The 19,729-nt window shown below is 36.5% G+C and carries 26 protein-coding genes and 1 other annotated feature; of the genes, 12 read left to right on the top strand and 14 right to left on the bottom strand.

Annotation, left to right across the window (positions count from 1 at the left end; translation table 11 throughout):
• Positions 1-13 precede the first annotated feature (13 nt).
• A complete protein-coding gene (locus BLP77_RS06765; protein ID WP_176752981.1) occupies positions 14-874 on the top strand; it encodes a BsuPI-related putative proteinase inhibitor in 861 nt (286 codons plus the stop codon).
• A 45-nt stretch (positions 875-919) separates the two neighbouring features.
• Here the strand turns inward: BLP77_RS06765 and BLP77_RS06760 are convergent, their stop codons facing one another.
• From BLP77_RS06760 to BLP77_RS06725, 9 genes are all read right to left on the bottom strand, one after another.
• Positions 920-1,183: a NifU N-terminal domain-containing protein gene (locus BLP77_RS06760; protein WP_093856354.1), complete on the bottom strand. Its 264-nt coding sequence runs from the start codon at positions 1,181-1,183 to the stop codon at positions 920-922.
• 84 nt (positions 1,184-1,267) lie between these two features.
• Entirely contained in the window at positions 1,268-2,116 is an 849-nt protein-coding gene (gene dat, locus BLP77_RS06755; protein WP_093856353.1) for a D-amino-acid transaminase, read from the bottom strand.
• A gap of 98 nt (positions 2,117-2,214) precedes the next feature.
• Positions 2,215-3,012, bottom strand: coding sequence for a phosphonate ABC transporter, permease protein PhnE (gene phnE, locus BLP77_RS06750; protein WP_093856352.1), 798 nt, complete (start codon positions 3,010-3,012; stop codon positions 2,215-2,217).
• The gene (gene phnE / locus BLP77_RS06745; protein ID WP_093856351.1) at positions 3,012-3,830 is read right to left on the bottom strand and encodes a phosphonate ABC transporter, permease protein PhnE; all 819 of its coding nucleotides are present in this window, start codon (positions 3,828-3,830) and stop codon (positions 3,012-3,014) included. The genes phnE (BLP77_RS06750) and phnE (BLP77_RS06745) overlap by 1 nt, the downstream gene beginning before the upstream one ends.
• Positions 3,814-4,599: a phosphonate ABC transporter ATP-binding protein gene (gene phnC / locus BLP77_RS06740; protein WP_093856350.1), complete on the bottom strand. Its 786-nt coding sequence runs from the start codon at positions 4,597-4,599 to the stop codon at positions 3,814-3,816. The genes phnE (BLP77_RS06745) and phnC overlap by 17 nt, the downstream gene beginning before the upstream one ends.
• Positions 4,600-4,680: 81 nt before the next feature.
• Entirely contained in the window at positions 4,681-5,592 is a 912-nt protein-coding gene (locus BLP77_RS06735) for a phosphate/phosphite/phosphonate ABC transporter substrate-binding protein (RefSeq protein ID WP_093856349.1), read from the bottom strand.
• A 147-nt stretch (positions 5,593-5,739) separates the two neighbouring features.
• Positions 5,740-5,952, bottom strand: coding sequence for a DUF3813 family protein (locus BLP77_RS06730; RefSeq protein WP_093856348.1), 213 nt, complete (start codon positions 5,950-5,952; stop codon positions 5,740-5,742).
• Positions 5,953-5,954: 2 nt separating this feature from the next.
• Positions 5,955-6,080: a hypothetical protein gene (locus BLP77_RS16120; protein ID WP_261753351.1), complete on the bottom strand. Its 126-nt coding sequence runs from the start codon at positions 6,078-6,080 to the stop codon at positions 5,955-5,957.
• A 97-nt stretch (positions 6,081-6,177) separates the two neighbouring features.
• On the bottom strand, positions 6,178-7,014 hold the full coding sequence (locus tag BLP77_RS06725; protein ID WP_093856347.1) for a Cof-type HAD-IIB family hydrolase: 837 nt from the start codon (positions 7,012-7,014) through the stop codon (positions 6,178-6,180).
• A 144-nt stretch (positions 7,015-7,158) separates the two neighbouring features.
• On the opposite strand from BLP77_RS06725, the gene BLP77_RS06720 reads away from it, so the two are divergent.
• The 4 genes from BLP77_RS06720 (at position 7,159) to BLP77_RS06705 (ending at position 9,886) form a co-directional block, all read left to right on the top strand.
• The gene (locus BLP77_RS06720) at positions 7,159-7,923 is read left to right on the top strand and encodes an alpha/beta fold hydrolase (RefSeq protein WP_093856346.1); all 765 of its coding nucleotides are present in this window, start codon (positions 7,159-7,161) and stop codon (positions 7,921-7,923) included.
• A 250-nt stretch (positions 7,924-8,173) separates the two neighbouring features.
• Positions 8,174-8,920, top strand: a complete 747-nt coding sequence (locus BLP77_RS06715) for a dioxygenase family protein (RefSeq protein ID WP_093856345.1) — start codon at positions 8,174-8,176, stop codon at positions 8,918-8,920.
• A 90-nt stretch (positions 8,921-9,010) separates the two neighbouring features.
• Positions 9,011-9,481 carry a DUF3237 domain-containing protein gene (locus BLP77_RS06710; RefSeq protein WP_093856344.1) on the top strand — a complete coding sequence of 157 codons (471 nt, stop codon included), beginning with the start codon at positions 9,011-9,013 and terminating at the stop codon, positions 9,479-9,481.
• Between the two features lie 93 nt (positions 9,482-9,574).
• Positions 9,575-9,886 carry a metal-sulfur cluster assembly factor gene (locus BLP77_RS06705; RefSeq protein WP_093856343.1) on the top strand — a complete coding sequence of 104 codons (312 nt, stop codon included), beginning with the start codon at positions 9,575-9,577 and terminating at the stop codon, positions 9,884-9,886.
• A gap of 46 nt (positions 9,887-9,932) precedes the next feature.
• Here BLP77_RS06705 and BLP77_RS06700 read toward each other — a convergent pair whose 3' ends face one another.
• Positions 9,933-10,748 carry an undecaprenyl-diphosphate phosphatase gene (locus BLP77_RS06700; RefSeq protein ID WP_093856342.1) on the bottom strand — a complete coding sequence of 272 codons (816 nt, stop codon included), beginning with the start codon at positions 10,746-10,748 and terminating at the stop codon, positions 9,933-9,935.
• Positions 10,749-10,821: 73 nt separating this feature from the next.
• Between BLP77_RS06700 and BLP77_RS06695 the strand changes: the two genes are divergently transcribed.
• On the top strand, positions 10,822-11,100 hold the full coding sequence (locus BLP77_RS06695; RefSeq protein ID WP_245686820.1) for a hypothetical protein: 279 nt from the start codon (positions 10,822-10,824) through the stop codon (positions 11,098-11,100).
• Between the two features lie 49 nt (positions 11,101-11,149).
• Here the strand turns inward: BLP77_RS06695 and BLP77_RS06690 are convergent, their stop codons facing one another.
• Positions 11,150-11,329: a YjzD family protein gene (locus tag BLP77_RS06690; protein WP_093856340.1), complete on the bottom strand. Its 180-nt coding sequence runs from the start codon at positions 11,327-11,329 to the stop codon at positions 11,150-11,152.
• Positions 11,330-11,443: 114 nt separating this feature from the next.
• Between BLP77_RS06690 and BLP77_RS06685 the strand changes: the two genes are divergently transcribed.
• The 4 genes from BLP77_RS06685 (at position 11,444) to fabF (ending at position 15,204) form a co-directional block, all read left to right on the top strand.
• Positions 11,444-11,896, top strand: coding sequence for a hypothetical protein (locus tag BLP77_RS06685; protein ID WP_093856339.1), 453 nt, complete (start codon positions 11,444-11,446; stop codon positions 11,894-11,896).
• A gap of 78 nt (positions 11,897-11,974) precedes the next feature.
• Entirely contained in the window at positions 11,975-12,928 is a 954-nt protein-coding gene (locus tag BLP77_RS06680; protein ID WP_176752980.1) for a BMP family ABC transporter substrate-binding protein, read from the top strand.
• An 87-nt stretch (positions 12,929-13,015) separates the two neighbouring features.
• The gene (locus BLP77_RS06675) at positions 13,016-13,954 is read left to right on the top strand and encodes a beta-ketoacyl-ACP synthase III (RefSeq protein WP_093856337.1); all 939 of its coding nucleotides are present in this window, start codon (positions 13,016-13,018) and stop codon (positions 13,952-13,954) included.
• A gap of 14 nt (positions 13,955-13,968) precedes the next feature.
• Positions 13,969-15,204, top strand: a complete 1,236-nt coding sequence (gene fabF, locus BLP77_RS06670; protein WP_093856336.1) for a beta-ketoacyl-ACP synthase II — start codon at positions 13,969-13,971, stop codon at positions 15,202-15,204.
• A 41-nt stretch (positions 15,205-15,245) separates the two neighbouring features.
• On the opposite strand, the gene BLP77_RS06665 is transcribed toward fabF, so the two are convergent.
• Positions 15,246-16,301 carry an LCP family protein gene (locus tag BLP77_RS06665; RefSeq protein ID WP_093856335.1) on the bottom strand — a complete coding sequence of 352 codons (1,056 nt, stop codon included), beginning with the start codon at positions 16,299-16,301 and terminating at the stop codon, positions 15,246-15,248.
• 146 nt (positions 16,302-16,447) lie between these two features.
• Here BLP77_RS06665 and BLP77_RS06660 point away from each other — a divergent pair, with 146 nt between their 5' ends.
• Together BLP77_RS06660 and BLP77_RS06655 are read left to right on the top strand one after the other, a co-directional pair.
• Complete coding sequence (locus BLP77_RS06660) at positions 16,448-16,654, top strand: YuzI family membrane protein (protein WP_093856334.1); 207 nt, start codon at positions 16,448-16,450, stop codon at positions 16,652-16,654.
• A gap of 72 nt (positions 16,655-16,726) precedes the next feature.
• Entirely contained in the window at positions 16,727-17,482 is a 756-nt protein-coding gene (locus BLP77_RS06655) for a DUF3603 family protein (protein ID WP_093856425.1), read from the top strand.
• Between the two features lie 144 nt (positions 17,483-17,626).
• Here the strand turns inward: BLP77_RS06655 and trpS are convergent, their stop codons facing one another.
• Positions 17,627-18,625, bottom strand: coding sequence for a tryptophan--tRNA ligase (gene trpS / locus BLP77_RS06650; RefSeq protein WP_093856333.1), 999 nt, complete (start codon positions 18,623-18,625; stop codon positions 17,627-17,629).
• 60 nt (positions 18,626-18,685) lie between these two features.
• Positions 18,686-18,872, bottom strand: a binding site (T-box leader).
• 218 nt (positions 18,873-19,090) lie between these two features.
• Positions 19,091-19,414, bottom strand: a complete 324-nt coding sequence (locus BLP77_RS06645; RefSeq protein ID WP_093856332.1) for a DUF378 domain-containing protein — start codon at positions 19,412-19,414, stop codon at positions 19,091-19,093.
• Positions 19,415-19,729: the final 315 nt, after the last annotated feature.

Here is a 19,729-nt window from a genome sequence, read left to right as displayed (position 1 = left end):
GGGGGCATCATTGTTGAAAAAAATCATACTCTTATTATCAACACTGATAATTCTAGCGGCGTGTGGAACATCTAATGATTCCGCAGAAGCTTCTCAAGAGGAACAAGAACCTACTGAGGAGGAAGGAAATATGAATGGTGAATCGTCTAATGGAGATGATCTTCAAGCCATGATTGATCAACTTAAATTCACAACTGATATTGTGTTAGAAGAGAATCAAGCTCTATTTAAAATGGAGTTAACCAATAATAGTGAAGAAGATGTCGAGGTTTCTTTTAGTTCAGGTCAAAAATACGAGATTACGGTTACCGACCCTGAGACAGATGAGGTCGTTTATAAGTTCTCAGAAGGTATGATGTTCACACAAGCGATAAATTATGAAACGATTGAACCAAATAGCTCTTTAACTTGGGAACAGGCATGGGATTATACATCCAACGGTACACAGGTTGACGCAAAGGAATATAATGTGACGGTTGAACTTTTACCTCGAGAAATTAATAAACAAGGGATTCAAACGAAACCATTTGTGAATGAGACAACGATTGAAGTACCAGAAAAACAAAGCAGTGAAACCTTCCGTAATGTTCAAGTAGAAGGTGAAAATGGCCAGTATACGATTACAGGTGAGGCTAAAGTATTTGAAGGTGTATTCCACTATACAGTAGAAGATGGCCACCATATGTTTATTGAGGAACAAAAGGTACAAACAGAGGGGGCACCATCCTGGGGATCGTTTGAAATTGATGTCAATATTGAAAAAGATCAATTACCAGAATACGGTGTGTTATCGTTAATTCTTTACAATTATGACGCAAAAGAAGGAAAACAAGCTAATCATTATCCCGTAACGTTAGAAAATTTTAATGAGTAAAAAATAAGGCATCTCGCCACTTAATGGTGAGATGCCTTATTTTCATTAGTAACCGTGATTTTCAAACACTGTTTCAACCTTTGGGATTAATTGATCCCAATCTGCATCAAACGTTTTGTTCACGGTTATGAAGTTGTGATAACCAAAAACATTATCGACACCTTCAAGATTCATTAATTCGTTTAAAATTTCATGTTCACTCGTTTCACCTTGCATAACGGATATGCTGTCGTCGCCTTCAAAAATGACGTGATCGACAGTGAATTTCATCGCATTGGGGTTAGGAGTAGCTTCTGCAATGACGCCCATTTATATCCCTCCCTAATATTCTCTACTTTATATTAGCATGAAATAGGTTTGTAAAAAAGAATTGTGTTGAAATCGATCAATTCATCAAGGTAATTGTTGAATATCTTTATGATCGAAAAAAGCATCCAATAATTGCTGAGCAACCGGTCCTGGTTGACCATCGCCTATCGTTTGGCCATCAATATCAATTACCGAAATAACTTCAGATGTGGTAGAAGAAATAAACACTTCATCAGCCTGTTTTAATTCATCAACTGAGAAGACTTCCTCCTTAATAGGAATATCCAATTGCTTAGCTAAGTACTGAATATATAGTCGTGTGATTCCATTTAAGATATAGTTATTAGCAGGATGTGTTTGGATCACACCGTCTCGAACGATAAAGACATTACATGAGCTACCTTCTGTCACATGATCTTTATCCCGATAAAAAATGGCTTCATTCACACCGTAATCCAGTGCGTGTTGTTTAGCCATGACATTACCTAATAAGTTTAAGCTCTTAATATCACATCGCAACCAGCGAATATCTTGATATAATGTAGCTTGAATCCCGTTTTGCTGTTGCTCTTTCGGCTGCGTGACGGGAATAGGATAAGCTAAAACCGTTGGTGTTGTCTGTTCTGGAAACGGGTGATTACGAGCGGCTGATCCACGTGAAATTTGAAGATAAATGCCACCATCGACAACGTCATTTTTTTGAGCTAATGTTAATAATTGATCTTTTAGCTTACTTTGATTAAGATTGTAATCGATCTGTGTCTCTTTTAAGCTGAATTCCAGCCTTTTTAAATGATCGTCTAATAGAAAATATTCGCCATCATAAATGCGAAAAACCTCATAGACACCATCACCAAATTGGTTACCACGATCCTCAATATCAATGAGGCTATCTTGACGATCAATGAATTTATTATTTAGTAATACAAACAAGGTAAGTCACCCTTTCTTATGTTGTTATACAATAATATATGTAAAATATAAACTTGTAAATATGAGAAAAAGAGTTGCCCTAAAAGCAACTCTTTAACTTATACTAAACGTTTTCTAATTTTAGTAGATGCAAAGTCGATAACTGATACGACAACAATGATACCGAGTAAGATCAAGCCTAACTGCTCCCAATTTCGGTTAGCCGCAGACAGGACGATTAATGTACCGATACCACCGGCACCAACTAGACCTAAGATTGTTGAGGCACGAATGTCGATCTCAAATCGGTATAAGGCGAATGAAAGGAATTCAGGTAAAACCTGTGGAAAAATGGCGTAAAATAGAATTTGCATTTTATTCGCACCATTAGCTTCCATTGCTTCAACCACTTTCATATCGATACTTTCAATAACTTCGGCATATAACTTACCTAACATACCAAATGCAGTTAAACCAATCGTTAATACTCCGGCAAATGCTCCTGGCCCAACAGTAATAACAAAGAAAATCGCTAATATTAATTCGGGGAAGGTACGGTCTAAAATCAGAAACCATTTACCTAACGTATTCCAGATCGGTGATTTAACCATATTTTTTGCAGCCCAAAAACCAAATGGTACCGCTAATATAGCCGCGATTAATGTACCTGCATAAGCTATAAACACAGTCTCAACAATTTTTTCCCAAACTTTATCCAATTGATTCCAATCAGGGCTAAACAAACTAGGTATAACTCGTTGGAATTTTTCAGCTAAATTATTAAAAACAGACCAATCAGCGCGGTCCCAAACGCCTTTAAAGGCCCAGATAAAGATAATCGCTAGTATCGTATATATAATTAGGTTTCGTATACGTTTTTGTGTTTGATGTGGCTTTGGTGGTAAATATTTGCCCATTATACAACTCTCCTTCTAAGCATGTTACTAATTGTTTCAATGATGATCACAGCAACAAGTAGAACAATTAGTATAGCCATAACGTTTTGGTATCTTAAGAAGTTTAATTCTGTATCGATGATTGTACCAATACCACCTGCACCAACGAAACCTAATACTAATGAAGCACGCACATTTAGTTCAAATACATAAAGACCATAAGAAATAAACTGTGGTAATACTTGTGGGACAACACCATACCAAATAACTTGAATGATGTTACCACCTGATGCTCGAATCGCCTCGAGTTGACGAGGATCAATTGTTTCAATCGTTTCACTTAATAATTTAGCTAATAGCCCTAATGAGAAAATAGTTAGAGCTAAGATACCTGAAATAATCCCAATACCAAATAAGCTAACAAATATGGTTGCTAATAAAATATCAGGAATCGTACGTAATATATTTAGGATTGTACGCGTTGTTTGATAGATAAATTTGTTTTTAACAATGGTGTTTGCTGCCATTAAGCTTGCTGGAATACAGATTAAAACTGAAAATGTTGTTGCGACGACAGCAATTTGAATCGTTTCAATTAATGGATCTATGGCAACACTAATATATTCCCAATTGGGCGGGAGCATCTTGTTAAATAGTGCATTAATAATTTTGTCAAAATCTACTATTAACGTTACAAAATCTGCTCCAGTTTCGTATAAACTATAAAAATAGAATAATAGAACGATGATAAAGATCCATGTAATTTGAAGTTTTAGTTTCCGTGGATAGAGTGAATGCACGTTTGACTTCGATTTTTGATTCTTATTCTTCTCCGTCATCAGTGTCACTTCCCCTTAAATCATCCTCACGAATTGGACGATTATAGATTTGTTCAAATGTTTTTTCAGACACTTCACTCACAGGACCATCGAAAACAACCTCACCATCACGCATACCGATAATTCGATCGGCATATTCCATTGCCATGTCAATGAAATGGAGGTTAACAATCGTCGTAATATTATCCTCTGTATTAATCTTTTTCAAATATTGCATAACTTGATGGGATGTTGGTGGGTCAAGGCTTGCAACTGGTTCGTCAGCTAAAATTAATTTAGGGTCTTGAGTTAAAACACGGGCAATACTAACGCGTTGTTGCTGTCCACCACTTAATTGGTCAGCACGTTGGTATATGTATTCTTCGATATTAACACGTTTTAAGTTATTATAAGCTCTTGCTTTATCTTCTTTTGAGAATAAGTTGAATATACTTTTTAGAGTACCTGTATGTCCTAATCGACCACTAATCGTATTTTTAAAAACACTAGAACGATTTACTAGATTATAGTTTTGAAAAATCATGCCAACCTTTGTCCGTAATTTTCTTAAGTCTTTTCCTTTTAAGTCTAAAATGTTCTCATCTTCAACATATAGTTCACCTTCTGTTGGGTTCACCATTCGGTTAATACTTCTTATAAAAGTAGATTTACCTGCACCTGATAAACCAACAATGACAACGAATTCACCTTCATTAACCGTGACATTGACGTCTTTTAAGCCTGGTGTACCATTGGGATAAACTAATGAAAGATCTTTAAATGTAATCATTGTGTACTTCCTTTCTAAAAAATAGGGAGAGTCATAGTCCTCTCCCTATTTTAAAATCTGTTTCAAATTTAAATGTAAGGATTACTCCAAAACTTCAGTTCCTAGTTCTAAGTTTTCATATGTTTCTTTTACAACATCAAAGTCAGATCTTTCTGCTTCGATAATTGCGTCCCAATTGTAAACCTCATTCATAATCTGAATCATTTCCTCATCATCGTTAAAGCTTAGGAACGCTTCTTTAATTTCTTGTACAAGTTCATCATCTAATGAACTTGGTACCGTAATGGTATCGTTTGGAATTGGATCAGTTGTACCAATAACTTTTAACTCATCCATAATATTCGGATAATCTTCAACCATTGTATCGCGAACATCATCGAAAGTTGTCGCAATATCAGCTTGTTCTTGTAATACAGCAACTGCAGAGGCATCGTGACCACCTGAGCTTACTGTATCTTTGAAGAAATCTTCCTGTAAAGCTGTTGTTCCTTCAAGGTCATACATATTGATTAACTGAGATGCTGGGAAAAGATAACCAGAAGTAGATGATGCATCACCATAAGCCCAAATCATATCTTGAGCATGTTCACCTAAATCCTCTAGGCTCTCAACCGGTGAATCTGCACGTACTAAGTATTGAGCTACATAAGTCGCACTACCGTTACGTTCAGATTTTAAAATCGGTTCAACTTCGTATTGACTATCGGCTAATACGAAACCGAACGCAGGGATAAAGCCAATATGTGCAGTATCGTTACCAAGTGCTTCAACTAGTGCACTATAGCTTGTCATCGTTTGCGCGTCTACCTCTTTGTCCAAAATTTCGCCAAGTTTTTCAGCAAGAGGTTCGGCTGTTTCCGCAATTGTATCACTATCTTGAGATGGTACGAATCCCATAACTAGTGTGTCAGGGTTACCGGAATCTCCACTAGAACCACAAGCTGCAAGAACAGCTAATGTAGCCACATTCATTAGCATGAAAAGTTTTTTCAATTTTATTCCCCCTTAGAATTATTAAAACAACTTTATTATAAATGACACCACAGATTCGTACAACATAATTTTCGAAAAATCACATACATTTACATGATTTTTACAAAAAAATGCGACACAGTTTTACCTGTGTCGCAAAAAAGGGTACTATTTCATTTTTTGCTGATTCATTCTTTGCTCAAGCTGTCTCACTTGCTCTTGTTCTTCGGGAGAGCCCTGTTCGTAAGCGGCTTGAATTCCGTGCTGTACAGCTCGATCAGCGGTTTCTTCGTCTTGTTGTTTATTTTGGTTGCGGTTAGTTAAATTTTGCATGGTTTGACGTGCTTGCTGAAGAATATTGTTATTCTTATTATTTGCCAATGTTAGAATCCTCCTCGTGTATGACGGTCGGCTTCTGCTTTCTTGCGCGCTTTATCGGTAAATTTACCTTTTCGGGTGTCAGCTGTGATTTCTTGTCTTTTCTTTCCTTTTATTGGTTCTTTTTTCATGTCGGAGCCTCCTAACCAACTAAGGAAATAAAAAACCTGAACACGTTTTGTTCGTGTTCAGGTATATTTTGTGCAGAAAAACGAAAAATATAATTAATTATTCTTTAGTTAATATTGGAGTTGGAATGCTTAAATATTCCTCAATCAAATGAGCAACACCATCGTCGTGATTGGTCAATGTCACTTGGTTCGCGATTGATTTTAGCTCATCGATACCATTATCCATTGCGACTCCAATACCAGCATAGTCAATCATTTCTAAATCGTTATCTTCATCACCAAATGCCATAATACGGCTTGATGGAATATCATATTCTTTTGCAATTTTTTGCAAACCGATTGCTTTATGCAAACCAGAACGAATAATTTCAATTACATGGAATGGCGCTCCCCATTTTCGATGATCAATAGTTGATGCATGGTTCTCATCAAGAGCTTGTCGAATTTGATCAACACCGTCATCGTATGGATGAATCAATAATGAGGATGGGTCTCCCGTTAATGTCTCTTTTAAGTTACCGATTGTTGCTGAATATTCAACACTATCAAGTAAGAAATGGTTAAAAATATGCTCTTTCTCTTCATTGATGTAAACATGATCCATAATTTCTGCCATGATATTTTGAACACCTACTGATGTAGAGGTGTCGATGATGTCAAAAGCAACGTTTTTCGGAAGAGGTGAATGCATATGGTCCCAATTTTTGTTTTTGGGATGATGAATATAAGCACCATTCATATTCACAATCGGTGTATCTAATTGAAGCTGTTCATAAAATTGTTTACTCACTCGAAATGGCCTACCTGTTGCGATGACGACAATGTGACCTTGATCTTTTGCTGCTTTTAGCGTTTGTAGTGTACGTTTTGAAATGATTTTATCATCATTTAATAATGTACCATCTAAATCTAAAGCAATTAAATGCCTTTGCATCTATTTTCACCTCATTGTATTCCCTTTAATTCTAATTATATTATTTTACCATAATCCAATCACGATGTCATATACTGTATGAAAATTGAAAGGACAACCGTTATCATATAATATAGGAATAAAACATTTGAGAGGGGCATAGGCATGATCGTTATTGATAATATAAAAATTAAAGAAATACCAACATTAATAGTTGCTGAACAAGATCAACTTAATCATCCACTTCCAACACTAATTTATTTTCATGGTTTTACAAGTGCTAAAGAACAGGACCTTGCCCAGGCTTACTTACTTGCTGAAAAAGGCTATAGAGTTCTTTTACCAGATAGTATGCACCACGGCAATCGACAGACGATAAGTGATCCGAATCGAATTCAATTGGACTTTTGGAATATTGTGTTGCAAAACTTGGATGATTTGCAGCAATTATATTTATATCTGAAAGAACATGATTTACTATTAGAAGACCGAATTGGTATCGCTGGAACAAGTATGGGTGGTATAACAGTCGCAGCGGCTTTGACACAATTTGAATGGATTAAAACAGCTGGACTGATGATGGGGTCTGCTAAGATTAGTGACATGGCTGTTTATTTATTAAAGGGTATCGAACAACAAGGTATAGAAATTCCTATGACAAAGGAACAAATCGATGATCAGCTCCAATCACTTAAAGCGATTGATTTATCACATCAATTGGAAAAGCTTAACCATCGGCCAATTTTTCTCTGGCATGGTGAAAATGACCACGTTGTTCCATTCGAACATTCCGTTTCATTTGTAGAAGCGCTTAAAAACGCCCATTATCCTGAAGACCGATATCAATATATAACTGAGCCGAATCGAGATCATAAAGTTAGCCTTGAAGCCAAATTAGCTTTAAGAGATTGGCTATTAGAGCATTTATAGAGTTTTTTGGAAATAAGGTTGATTAATATCTTAAGAATAGTCGTTACCGATTTTAATCGGTAACGGCTTTTTTGTGCATTAAGTTGATAAAGGCTTACGTAATTAACGATATGCTTTAGCTTTTTTTTTAGATAGAAACTTGACCACTTCTAAATTATAAAATTAAACTCATAAATCTTGAATCTATTAATAATTATATTAATAGGAATTAGTAGGCTCTTACTATGGTTTAAATAAGGGGAGATGAAGCATGAGTCGTCGAATGCGTGAGAATATTAATCTATTTTATAAGCATTTAAATAATTTTTTGCAAGAAGCGAACCTAAATCAAAACGAATATACATCGTTCCTCAAATGGGCGGATCGATTAGGACGAAATGGAGAGTGGCCATTATTCGCGGAAGTGTTTATTGAATCGTCTGTTTTGAAAAATATGTATCTAGCTAATAAAGAGATGACGCCTTCATTTTTAGGCCCATATTATGTTGAGGGTGCACCCATTTTGGATAAGCCGTATCAACTGCCAATGCGACCAAATGAAAAAGGTGAAAAACTGATGTTTTCAGGAACTGTAAAGGATGCCGATGGAACCCCTTTAAATAACACGCTTGTTGATATGTGGCAGGTTGATGCGGATGGTCATTATTCATCATTTGATGCAGATGCCCCACCATATAACCTGCGTGGTCGCTTCTATACGGATGAAAATGGGTCCTTTGAGGTTGAATCGATAGTTCCGAATCAGCGTCATATCCCAAAAGATGGGCCAACAAGTGAATGTTTAAACATGATTGATCAACATCCATATCGTCCCACCTACCTACACTTCATGTTCAAGCGGAAAGACTATGAGACCTTGATTACCAAAGTTTATTTTCAAAAAGATGAATCACTTGATGTGACTGACGATGTTCGTTCATCACTTATGACAAAACTCTATGAAAAAGACGACCACAAAGTGGCTTCGTTTGATTTTGTCATGCTAAACGCAGAATAGACGAGTTCTTAATGAAAGTCGTTTTTACTCAAGTTGAGATATGGGGTTGGACAATGATAAATATAGCTCATTATCGAAGGAGGAGAAGCTGTGGAACACTATGACGCTCCAGGATTAAAATTATTATTCGATATGGAACTAACCGTTAATCAACCTTATCATACAGGGGTGACAGCAAGTGGGAATCGTCAGATCATATATGTCAGGGACGGATATTTCCGAGGAGATTTATTGAATGGAACGGTTATTCCCGGAGGCGATGATTGGATGACCGTATTAGATGATAGTACAGTTATTCAGGATTTACGTATTTTGTTAAAGACGTATGATGGTGTTTATATTTTGATGACTAATCGAGGTGTTCGTACAGGACCTAAGGATGTTTTAAGACAGATCGAGCGAGGTGAGGAAGTGGACAAGAATAAATATTATTTTGCGGCACAGCCTGTTTTTGAAACGTCTTCGAGAAAGTATGACTGGTTAAATAAACGGATATTTGTGTCGAGAGGTAGAAGTATGCCAGGAAAAATTAATTACTCCATATATACAGTTGGAGAATAAATATATATGAAATGATTCGGTTATATCCATTGTCCTTTAAAAATTTTCTAAACGTGTTTATAATATAGTTAGAAAGTTGAAGGAGGATTGACAATGGATAAAGCGTTAGAAGAAAATCTTTGGGGCGCACTAGAGAACGTTATTGACCCTGAACTTGGGATTGATATCGTTAACCTTGGCCTTGTCTATGGTATAGATCTAGAGGAAGACGGAATTGCGAATGTAACAATGACACTAACAGCAATGGGTTGTCCGTTAGCGGCAACAATCGAACAAGATGTTAAACGTGCCCTTTCAGATATCCCTGAAGTTGATGAAACAGAAGTTAATATCGTTTGGAATCCACCTTGGACGAAAGAGCGTATGTCACGTTACGCCAAAATTGCTCTTGGCATTCCAGACTAATACGAAACCCAGCCATGAATCAATAGATTCGTGGCTGGGTTTTCTATTAGAAAAATAAAAAGACTAATGCGCCGACAATCAAGCAATAAAATGCAAAATATTTAAGATTTCCTGCTTTCATAACATTGATAAACCAAAGCAAAGCAAAGTATGAAGCCACAATAGCTCCAACTAATCCAATGATTAATAACACGAACTGACCTGAGAAGTTTTCATTGCCAATCATATCATTAACGGAGAATATCATCGTACCCACACTAACGGGTATATACATTAAGAATGAAAACTTAAGGGCAGATGAGCGTTTGAAACCAATGAGCATCGCACCTACTATAGTCGCTCCTGACCGGCTGATTCCCGGTATAAGCGCAATTGCTTGTGCAACCCCAACAATAATAGCATCCTTTATTGTAATCTCATCATCAGACTTAAACCCTTTAAGGTTACGAATAATCCATAAGGCTATCCCTGTTAAAATTAACGTAATTCCAACGATTTTGATTTGATTACCAATCACACTTTCAATTGTGTCTTCGAATAATACCCCTAGAAGACCAGCTGGAATCGTCGCGATGACTAATAGCATGATATAGTTGAAATCTGAACGGTAGTTGGTATCCCGTTGAAATAAAAACTTTGACCCATTAACCGTTAATTCCATTAAATCTTTCCGATAGACGATTAAAACAGCTATTAAAGAGCCAAAATTCAAAAATCCTTCAAAAGATAAGCCAGACATGTCTATATCGAGTAAATTCCTTGCCAGTAATAGGTGACCACTAGACGATATTGGAATCGGTTCTGTAAAACCTTGAAAAATACCTAAAAATAAAAACTTTAAGACTTCAATTATTTCCTGCATAAGAAACCTCCTGAAATGTGCACATATCATGGGTTATTTGAATAAGTTAATCGTGAAAAGGGAGGTTGATTCTGTGAATACTTATTCAAAGGGTCATATGTATAATTTATGTAAAAGTCATATGAAACAGAACGTGCTGGTGGAAACACATCAGGGTGAACAAATACACGGTGTAATCATTGACATGGATGATGATCATGTATATATCGTCACACCTGTTATGTTAGATCAGCACCGTCAATTTTCCCCTTATGGATATGGTTACGGATATGGATATCCAGGGTTTGGCTTAAGAAGGTTAATCCTACCCTTGACAGCCATTGCTGCCTTGAGTCTACTACCATGGTACTAAAAAAAGAGGTTGACTCAACACTCAGTATTATATGAGTCAACCTCTTTCATTAATTCGACGAGTCATCTTTTATTACGCCTTCACCCAGTGTGACAGTTGCTATCGTAAAGATTGCTGTTAAGACTATAGAGAAAGTGAAACTAAATTCATCTCCAGTCATACTTGCTAATACATATACAACCATTAAGCTTAATACAAAACTCCAAAATAAAGTCCATATAATACGCATATATTTGTCACCTCATTTTTCTTTACATTCCAAATTACAGTTTACCAAAGGATTTAAAAAAAATAAATAACTTTTACCTGAAGTTAATATTATAGACACAAAAGGATGAAGAAAATGAAAATTTTGGTTAACGGTTGTTTTCATCGAATTGCTTTTGATTTAATTGAACATTACTTAAATGAAGGTAATGAAATATTTGGATTTGATGAAGTCGAGGAGGACGACGATAAATTTAACCTTTATGCTTTAATAGGGCGAAATGCTTTATTTCACTTAAATAAACAGGAGAAAACTCATTATGATTGCGCATACGATTTTACTTCCAAGCAGCTTTTGTGTCAATTTTCAAAGAAAAATTCCCAGAAGGTTCCGATTCAACTAGAGGATACTTTTATTTCTGGACTTCATCCAGCAGAAGAAAGAGAGGAACAAGCATATGAAGTTCACATTCAGGATATCGTACACTTTTTAGTCAATTTAAATCATTGTTCTCTTGTACCCGATTATATTAGGGTGAATGGTAAAGATGAACAGTCAGTGCATATCATAAGTTTTTTAAATATTTGAAATTTATAATTTGATTATTTGTTAGAAAACGAACAAAATAGTAATAAAAGATAGATATAGTGTATCGGAGTGCTTGGGTTGCAAAAATTATGGACGATATGTTGTACGATTGTAGTTTTACTTTTATTATCTAGTTGTGGTGAAGTATTTGAAAGAGGACAATTGAATAATGTAGGGCTTTTGCTTGAAGGTACCATTCATGATGAGACCTGGGGTAAAGGGGCATATCTCGGTGTTCTTAATATAAAGGACGAGCATAATACGAGTGTCATTACACGTGAAAATGTAACGACATTACGTGAAACTGAGGAATACGTTAAAGATATGAAACGCCAAGGTGTTAATTTGATTTTTGGACATGGAGCGGAATTTGGAAAATATTTCGAACAAATTAACGAATATTACCCAAATGTTCATTTTGTTTATTTTAATGGAAACTCCTTTGACCAAAATATTACGAGTATTCATTTTGATGGATATGAAATGGGATACTTCGCAGGTGTTTTATCAGCGAAAATGACGGACACGAAAGAAATCGGTGTCATTTCAGCCTATCAAAATCAATCTGAGGTTCAGGGTTTTTACGAAGGGGTTAAAGATACGGACTCCTCTATAGATCTTCACTTAAGGTCTGTTTTTAATTGGTACGATGAACAGCGCGCGATGTTATTTTTAAATGATTTAATCGATGAAGGTATCGATATTGTTTATCCTGCGGGTGATGGGTTTAACGTTCCAATTATTGAGAAAGCATCAGAACATAATATTCAGTCTATTGGTTATATTAACGATCAATATGAGATTGATCCAGATACGGTCTTAACCAGTACCATACAAGATTTAGAGAAAATTTACCTAGAGGTTGCAAATCAATATGATGAAGGGGAATTAACCCCAGGCGTTATAAGCTATAGTTTTGACAATGAATATATTTATTTGGGACGTTATGGAAATGAGGTTCCAGAAGGGGTTCGCGAAGATATAAACGAATCAATTAATCATTATATAGAGACCGGAAGAATCGTGAAATAATTCTTTTCTTCCGTTTATTTTTTTGATAAAATTATAACCAGGTCATAATATATGATTATAATAGTTTGTAATGAGGAGATGACCCTTATGAAAGCAGGTATTCTAGGAACGGGACATTATGTTCCAGATAATGTCGTCACCAATCAGGACTTAGAGAAAGTCGTTGATACGTCAGATGAATGGATTCGGACTAGAACCGGCATTGAAGAACGTCGTATAGCACCAGATGAAATTGATACATCAGACATGGCTTATCATTCAGCCAAAATGGCATTAGATGAAGCTGGAATTTCTGGTCAAGATTTAGATATGATATTAGTAGCAACCGTAACCTCAGATATGGGCTTTCCATCAGTGGCTTGCCAAATTCAAGAGCGTTTGGGTGCCTTTAAAGCATCAGCTATGGATGTTAGTGCGGCATGCTCAGGCTTTATTTATGGTATGGTTACGGCTAAGCAATTTATTGAGTCTCAAACACACCAAAACATTTTAGTTGTTGGTGTAGAAAAACTCTCTAAAATTGTGAATTGGGAGGATCGAAATACGTGTGTGTTATTTGGAGATGGGGCAGGATCAGCTGTGATTGGACCTGTTTCAGATCATAAAGGTATACTATCTTTTGAGTTGGGGGCAGATGGAACAGGAATTCCACATTTACATCAAACGGATGAAGACTTTATTCACATGAACGGTCGCGAAGTCTTCAAATTTGCGGTCAGACAAATGGGAGATTCTGCCCTAAATGTAGTCGAAAAAATTGGTTTATCGAAAGATGACGTAGATTACCTAATCCCACACCAAGCCAATATTCGCATAATGGAAGCAGCACGTGAAAAGCTTGACATTCCAGTAGAAAAGATGTCTAAATCGGTTCACAAGTACGGTAATACTTCAGCAGCTTCGATACCAATTGCATTGTCAGAAGATGTTAAGGAAGGTAAAATTAAAGAAGATGAACTCGTAGTCCTAGTCGGATTTGGCGGCGGCCTTACTTGGGGTGCTGTTGCCTTACGGTGGGGAAAATAAGAGGAGGTTGAGCAATGTCTAAAAGAAGAGTTGTTGTAACTGGACTAGGTGTTGTTTCCCCAGTCGGTAATGATATTAATACGATGTGGGAGAACATCACCTCTGGAAATGTTGGAATTAGTGAGCTAACAAAATTAAACCCGGATGATTTTTCAGTCAATGTTGCAGGTGAGGTAAAAGATTTTACCGCAACGGACTACATGGAGAAAAAACAAAAACGTAAAATGGATTTATTTACTCAATACGCCGTGGCGGCTTCAAAAATGGCTGTAGAAGATGCGGGACTTGAAATTACTGAAGATATCGCCCCACGTACAGGTGTATGGATTGGATCAGGTATCGGTGGGATGACGACTTATGAAGAAAGCTTTCGTAAATATTTAGATAAAGGGCGTGTAAGTCCCTTCTTCATTCCAATGATTATCCCAGATATGGCTTCGGGTCAAGTTTCCATTATACTTGGCGCAAAAGGTATTAATTCATGCTCAGTCACCGCATGTGCTTCTGGAACTAACTCAATTGGTGATGCGTTTAAAGTTATTGAGCGAGGCGATGCAGATATCATGATTACAGGTGGTGCTGAGGCGCCGTTTAACCATATGTCGATCGCCGGTTTCTCGTCGATGGGCGCACTATCAAAAAGCACAGATCCAAAAACGGCAAGTCGACCGTTTGATAAGGATCGTAGTGGTTTTGTAATGGGTGAAGGTTCTGGTATCGTCGTCTTAGAAACATTAGAATCAGCGCAAAAGCGTGGGGCTAAGATTTATGCCGAAATTATTGGTTATGGTTCAACTGGAGACGCTTATCATATTACAGCACCAGCACCGGATGGCGAAGGAGCTGCTCGCGCTATGCAACAGGCATTAGATGATGCAGAAGTGGGTCCAGAAGAAATGGATTACATTAATGCACATGGTACAAGTACAGAGTTAAATGACCCATATGAAACGAATGCCGTCAAACAAGTATTTAATGATCATGCCAATAACTTAGCCATGAGTTCAACAAAATCGATGACAGGCCATTTATTAGGCGCTGCCGGTGGTGTTGAAGCGATTATTACAGCTTTAAGTCTTAAAGAAAATGTAATGCCACCAACAGTTAATTTAGATGAACCAGATGAAGAATGTGATTTAGATTATGTCGCGAATGAAGCGCGTGAAGAAAAAGTCAATGTTGCTATGACCAACTCACTTGGTTTTGGTGGCCATAATGCTTCGCTTGTGTTTAAAAAATTTAAAGAATAATAATAGCCCCCATTTTCCAGGCCTGGAAAATGGGGGCATTTTTAGCTTTGATTTGTTTGATTGTTCGTTTCGTTTTCTGTATCCGATTCATTCACTTCGCGTGTTTCATCATCTTCTTTAGGCTGATTCTCAAAGAATTCTTTAAACGCCTCTACATTCTCTTGTAAATTAATTTCTAATACGGCACCAGCGTGTTCATAATTTTTATTTCGATAGGAACCCTCAATTGGAATACGCATCGTCTCAATTTCATCCGGTGTATTCATCAAGAAATCCGTTGCAAATTTAGTGATTTGAGGAATACCCATATTCGTCGTAATAAATGGTTCTATCGTTCCTATTGCGCTCGGTAGCTTTGGAATACTCGTAAATGAAAGCATCTCATCCTTTAGTGCACTCATGACTTGCTGTTGACGACGAACCCGGCCAAAGTCACTTTCATAGTCATTTCTAAAGCGAGCATAATCAAGTAACGTTTCTCCATCTAACTTCTGTACGCCAGGCTGAAGGTTAATATTGACATCTCCGGCTTCATCGTAATAGTACATTCGTTTTTCAACATTAATTTCAACCCCATCCGGTGCAATCGTGTCTACAATACGTTCAAAGCCCCTAAAATTAACATAGGCAAAATAATGAATGTCAATATCAAAATTTTCTTTAATGGTTTTTCTTAATAACTCTGGGCCACCAATAGCATAGGATGCATTAATTTTATTATAGCCATGGTCAGGAATCTTAACGAACGTATCACGCATAATAGAAACTAATTTGGCCCGATCATACTCTGGATCGTATTGCCCAATCATGATTGTATCCGTTCTAGAATTCCCATATTTATCTGAATCTTCCCCTAATAATAAGACATTAATCGTATCGTCCAACGGTTCTTCGGGTTGAAAATTATCTATATTTTCCTCTTGTTGTTCAGAGTCGATAATTTCTTCAGCTTCTTTTTTAGCTTCGTTATTGGCTGACCAATATTCATATATAGTAAAAATAATGGCACTTAAAAATAAGACCAATATAATGGAGTATATTGTTTTTCTTCTACGTTTTCTTTGCCTTTTTCTTTTCTCTGTTCGTTTCGAAACCATAACTTACCCTCTCTTTGTTTAGATACCCACTAACAAATTTACACTTAAATTTAATATAAGTAAAGGTCGATTATATTAAATATTTTTTACAACAAACTCATATATATTTATTAATTAGACGTGTGGACAAGCTTGGAGGTTACGATATGTGGCAATTCATTATCTTTTTGATTGGATTTGGGTTTACTTGTGTGGGTGGCGTATCCATTATCGGGTATTTAAATTTCATACCAGTTGGGATGGGGCTTTTTGATTTTTTAATTTTTATCTATAAGCGACCTGAGTGCTATTTACTTCCAAGCGGACTACTTCTAATGTTTTTGGCTATGTATAAAAGCCCTTTTGATTCATAAATTAAGAATAAAAATAACTCTCTTGGTCATAATGAGCATAAGTGGAGGATTTTTGAAAAGTGAGGGATTATGATGTTATATGTACATGATATTTGGGTGAATTGGTTTGAAGGTGAAGAAAACGGCTATAATGTCTGTCAATTTCACGAATGGCGTAAAGACGATGCTATTGAGCTTTTAGACCAAATCCCTGTTGTCCATGTTGAAGAAGGTCTTTATGACTACATAGAGAACAACATGCAAGACATCCCGAAACAGTTACTTGAATCTGTTTATCAACGCGCTTACTTGAAAAAACATCATAAGAGAATCCCCCTAGATTATGCGTTTGTTGTGACAGATGGAGAGCATGCCTTAGTGGTTGACACACTAGGATATGAAATTCCAGTAAGAAAAAGCCGACTAATTCCAAGGCAAGAACGATTAGTACTGGACTTAGTCAAACAGAAAACGCCTATGTCATTCTCATTTAAACGACCAAGAAGAGGCAAGGAACACCATTTGTTATCCTTAGAACCTGTTTATATGGTAGGTTTAACTCGAAAGGAAAGACAGTTAAAGCATCTCTTAATGTTAATGATTGACCAATTAAACCAAAGTCAGCGTATTGATGAATTACGCTACTGGCTCACTGAATGGAAGCCAGAATGGTATGAACAGCTTCACGACATGATGTTTGAAGAAGGCTTTGAGCTTCTTTTAAACGAAGTGAAGGTGGGCTGGAATGATAAGCATGAAGAGCTTTGTGAAAAAATGGCAAAAGGTCAGCCGTTTTTTGAACGACTTTGGGAAATGGAACAAAAGAAGAAAAATGTGTTGAAAGGCTGAGCATTAAACCGAGTATTTTAATCACTCGGTTTTAAAATGCTCTAAATTAAGCAAAAGAACGTTTCTGGCGTGGACTGGAACGTTCTTTTGCTTTATTAATTAAGAGGAAAACCGATTGCGTTTTCAAACACAACCGGTTTTTTATTACTTTTTTAAATGAACACGTCCAATACCCATCGCTTTTTTAGCTTTGTTCAACATTTTAGATGCGACACGATCTGCTTTTTCACGTCCATGGTCCAGAATGTCGTCTAATTCATCTGATTCATATAAATCGTAATATCGATTCTGAATCGCCTCTAATTCTCCTTGGACAAGCTCTGCTAAGTCTTGTTTGAAGTCACCGTACCCTTTACCCTGATTCTCAGTCACAATGTCTTCTACGGGCTTTTCAGCAAAACTTGCATAAATATTTAATAAGTTAGTAATGCCCGGTTTATTCTCCTCATCATATTCAATGATACCTTCAGAGTCAGTGACAGCACTTTTGATTTTTTTCTCAATTTGCTTCAGTTCATCCAACATAAAAATAGTTGCTTTATGGTTATCATCTGACTTACTCATTTTCTTTGTTGGATTTTGGAGTGACATGACACGTGCACCAACTTCTTGGATGCGGATGTCAGGTATATTAAAAATATTATTATAACGGTTGTTAAATCGTTCAGCGAGATTACGTGTTAGTTCTAAGTGCTGCTTTTGATCATCACCGACTGGCACAAGATCAGTACCATATAATAAGATATCGGCTGCCATAAGTGGTGGGTAAGTCAATAATCCTGCCGTAACAGATTCTTTTCCTTCTGATTTATCTTTGAACTGTGTCATGCGCTCTAACTCACCAATTGACGCGACACATTGAAGCATCCAAGATAATTCAGCATGTGCAGGAACCTCTGATTGAATAAACAAGGTAGATTTTTCTGGATCGATCCCACAAGCTAGGTACAATGCCGCGAGTGATCGTGTTCGTTCACGAAGCTTCAATCGGTCTTGTGGGACCGTAATCGCATGGTAATCAACGATACAAAAGTAACTGTCATAATCATCTTGTAATTCTGGGAACTGTTTCATTGCTCCCAAATAATTCCCAATCGTTAATGATCCTGATGGTTGAATACCTGAAAAAATGGTTTGTGTCATCAAAATGACTCCTTTCATAAATATGTTTTTTTATACGAAAAAATCCATTCATCCCATTAATAAAGGGACGAATGGACCGCGGTACCACCCTTATTATCTCATCAATTGTTATTGAGATCACTTGATTTAAGAAAGACATAACTCCAAAGCCCAATTCCAATTTACTCCTGCACTTGTTTGCACCAAACACAAGTTCTCTTAATGCTGCCAAGAAGTAAATGTACTTTAACTTTATCATCGCTATTGATATTTATTTTGTATTATTATATATCTCATTGTTTCGAAGTGCAAGTGGGAGAACAGCATTTAAAGATCAGGGTAAATAGAAAACCGAGCTATCAAGCTCGGTTTTCCATCATAATTTTAATCCATATATTCATCTGAGTTTATCGTAGGATACCCCATTTAAAACAGACCATGAGGCAGTTATATTTCAAAACCCTTTTGTCCTATCCCCTAACCTCATTAATCATTTTTATTAAACGTATCTTGGTCATGATTCTCTAGATTTGATAAGTCTGATTCTTCTCCAAACTCAGTACCATAATTTAACCTTCCAGTTTGGGCAGAATTTTCTCTTTCCGTATTTTTTTCCTCCATCGGATCAAACAATAAAGTTAAACAATATAGACCACTCAACCCGACGAGTGCATATACAACCCTAGATAATGCAGCCTCTTGACCACCAAAAATTGCTGCAACTAAATCAAATTGAAAAAAACCAATTAGTCCCCAGTTTACGGCACCTATGATAACAAGGGCAAGGGCTAAACGTTTTAATCCTTCCATATCTTATTCACCTCCAATAAATTTGTGAAGAGGAGCTTAATATATGGGCTAGTGGTTGTCATCGACTAAATCGATTGCTCCTAACAAAACACGGTCTAACCCAAATCCAATTATCGATCCGGTTACATGTTCTAATGTTACGAAAGGTAAAACCAGTTGTTGTAACCGCAACTCCTAAAACGATTGGAATTATTCTCTCGTTTGTTTTTCATAACAACACCTCTCCTGAATTGAAAGGAGTCATATTTATCTTCTACTTTATAGATTAATACATACCTGGATGTCGACATAAATTAGTGAATATTGGCATAATAG

Origin of the sequence: Tenuibacillus multivorans, assembly GCF_900103915.1 — a bacterium.
GTDB lineage: Bacteria > Bacillota > Bacilli > Bacillales > Alkalibacillaceae > Tenuibacillus > Tenuibacillus multivorans.
The sequence above is the reverse complement of the archived record's forward strand: the minus strand, read 5'-3'. Positions and strand labels throughout refer to the sequence as shown.

Bases quoted from the DNA above. Each gene is read 5' to 3' on its own strand.
- BLP77_RS06760 (WP_093856354.1), bottom strand. From the start codon at position 1,183: ATGGGCGTCATTGCAGAAGCTACTCCTAACCCCAATGCGATGAAATTC.
- phnE (WP_093856352.1), bottom strand. From the start codon at position 3,012: ATGGGCAAATATTTACCACCAAAGCCACATCAAACACAAAAACGTATA.
- phnE (WP_093856351.1), bottom strand. From the start codon at position 3,830: ATGACGGAGAAGAATAAGAATCAAAAATCGAAGTCAAACGTGCATTCA.
- phnC (WP_093856350.1), bottom strand. From the start codon at position 4,599: ATGATTACATTTAAAGATCTTTCATTAGTTTATCCCAATGGTACACCA.
- BLP77_RS16120 (WP_261753351.1), bottom strand. From the start codon at position 6,080: ATGAAAAAAGAACCAATAAAAGGAAAGAAAAGACAAGAAATCACAGCT.
- BLP77_RS06725 (WP_093856347.1), bottom strand. From the start codon at position 7,014: ATGCAAAGGCATTTAATTGCTTTAGATTTAGATGGTACATTATTAAAT.
- BLP77_RS06720 (WP_093856346.1), top strand. From the start codon at position 7,159: ATGATCGTTATTGATAATATAAAAATTAAAGAAATACCAACATTAATA.
- BLP77_RS06715 (WP_093856345.1), top strand. From the start codon at position 8,174: ATGAGTCGTCGAATGCGTGAGAATATTAATCTATTTTATAAGCATTTA.
- BLP77_RS06705 (WP_093856343.1), top strand. From the start codon at position 9,575: ATGGATAAAGCGTTAGAAGAAAATCTTTGGGGCGCACTAGAGAACGTT.
- BLP77_RS06700 (WP_093856342.1), bottom strand. From the start codon at position 10,748: ATGCAGGAAATAATTGAAGTCTTAAAGTTTTTATTTTTAGGTATTTTT.
- BLP77_RS06690 (WP_093856340.1), bottom strand. From the start codon at position 11,329: ATGCGTATTATATGGACTTTATTTTGGAGTTTTGTATTAAGCTTAATG.
- BLP77_RS06685 (WP_093856339.1), top strand. From the start codon at position 11,444: ATGAAAATTTTGGTTAACGGTTGTTTTCATCGAATTGCTTTTGATTTA.
- BLP77_RS06675 (WP_093856337.1), top strand. From the start codon at position 13,016: ATGAAAGCAGGTATTCTAGGAACGGGACATTATGTTCCAGATAATGTC.
- fabF (WP_093856336.1), top strand. From the start codon at position 13,969: ATGTCTAAAAGAAGAGTTGTTGTAACTGGACTAGGTGTTGTTTCCCCA.
- BLP77_RS06665 (WP_093856335.1), bottom strand. From the start codon at position 16,301: ATGGTTTCGAAACGAACAGAGAAAAGAAAAAGGCAAAGAAAACGTAGA.
- BLP77_RS06660 (WP_093856334.1), top strand. From the start codon at position 16,448: ATGTGGCAATTCATTATCTTTTTGATTGGATTTGGGTTTACTTGTGTG.
- BLP77_RS06655 (WP_093856425.1), top strand. From the start codon at position 16,727: ATGTTATATGTACATGATATTTGGGTGAATTGGTTTGAAGGTGAAGAA.
- trpS (WP_093856333.1), bottom strand. From the start codon at position 18,625: ATGACACAAACCATTTTTTCAGGTATTCAACCATCAGGATCATTAACG.
- BLP77_RS06645 (WP_093856332.1), bottom strand. From the start codon at position 19,414: ATGGAAGGATTAAAACGTTTAGCCCTTGCCCTTGTTATCATAGGTGCC.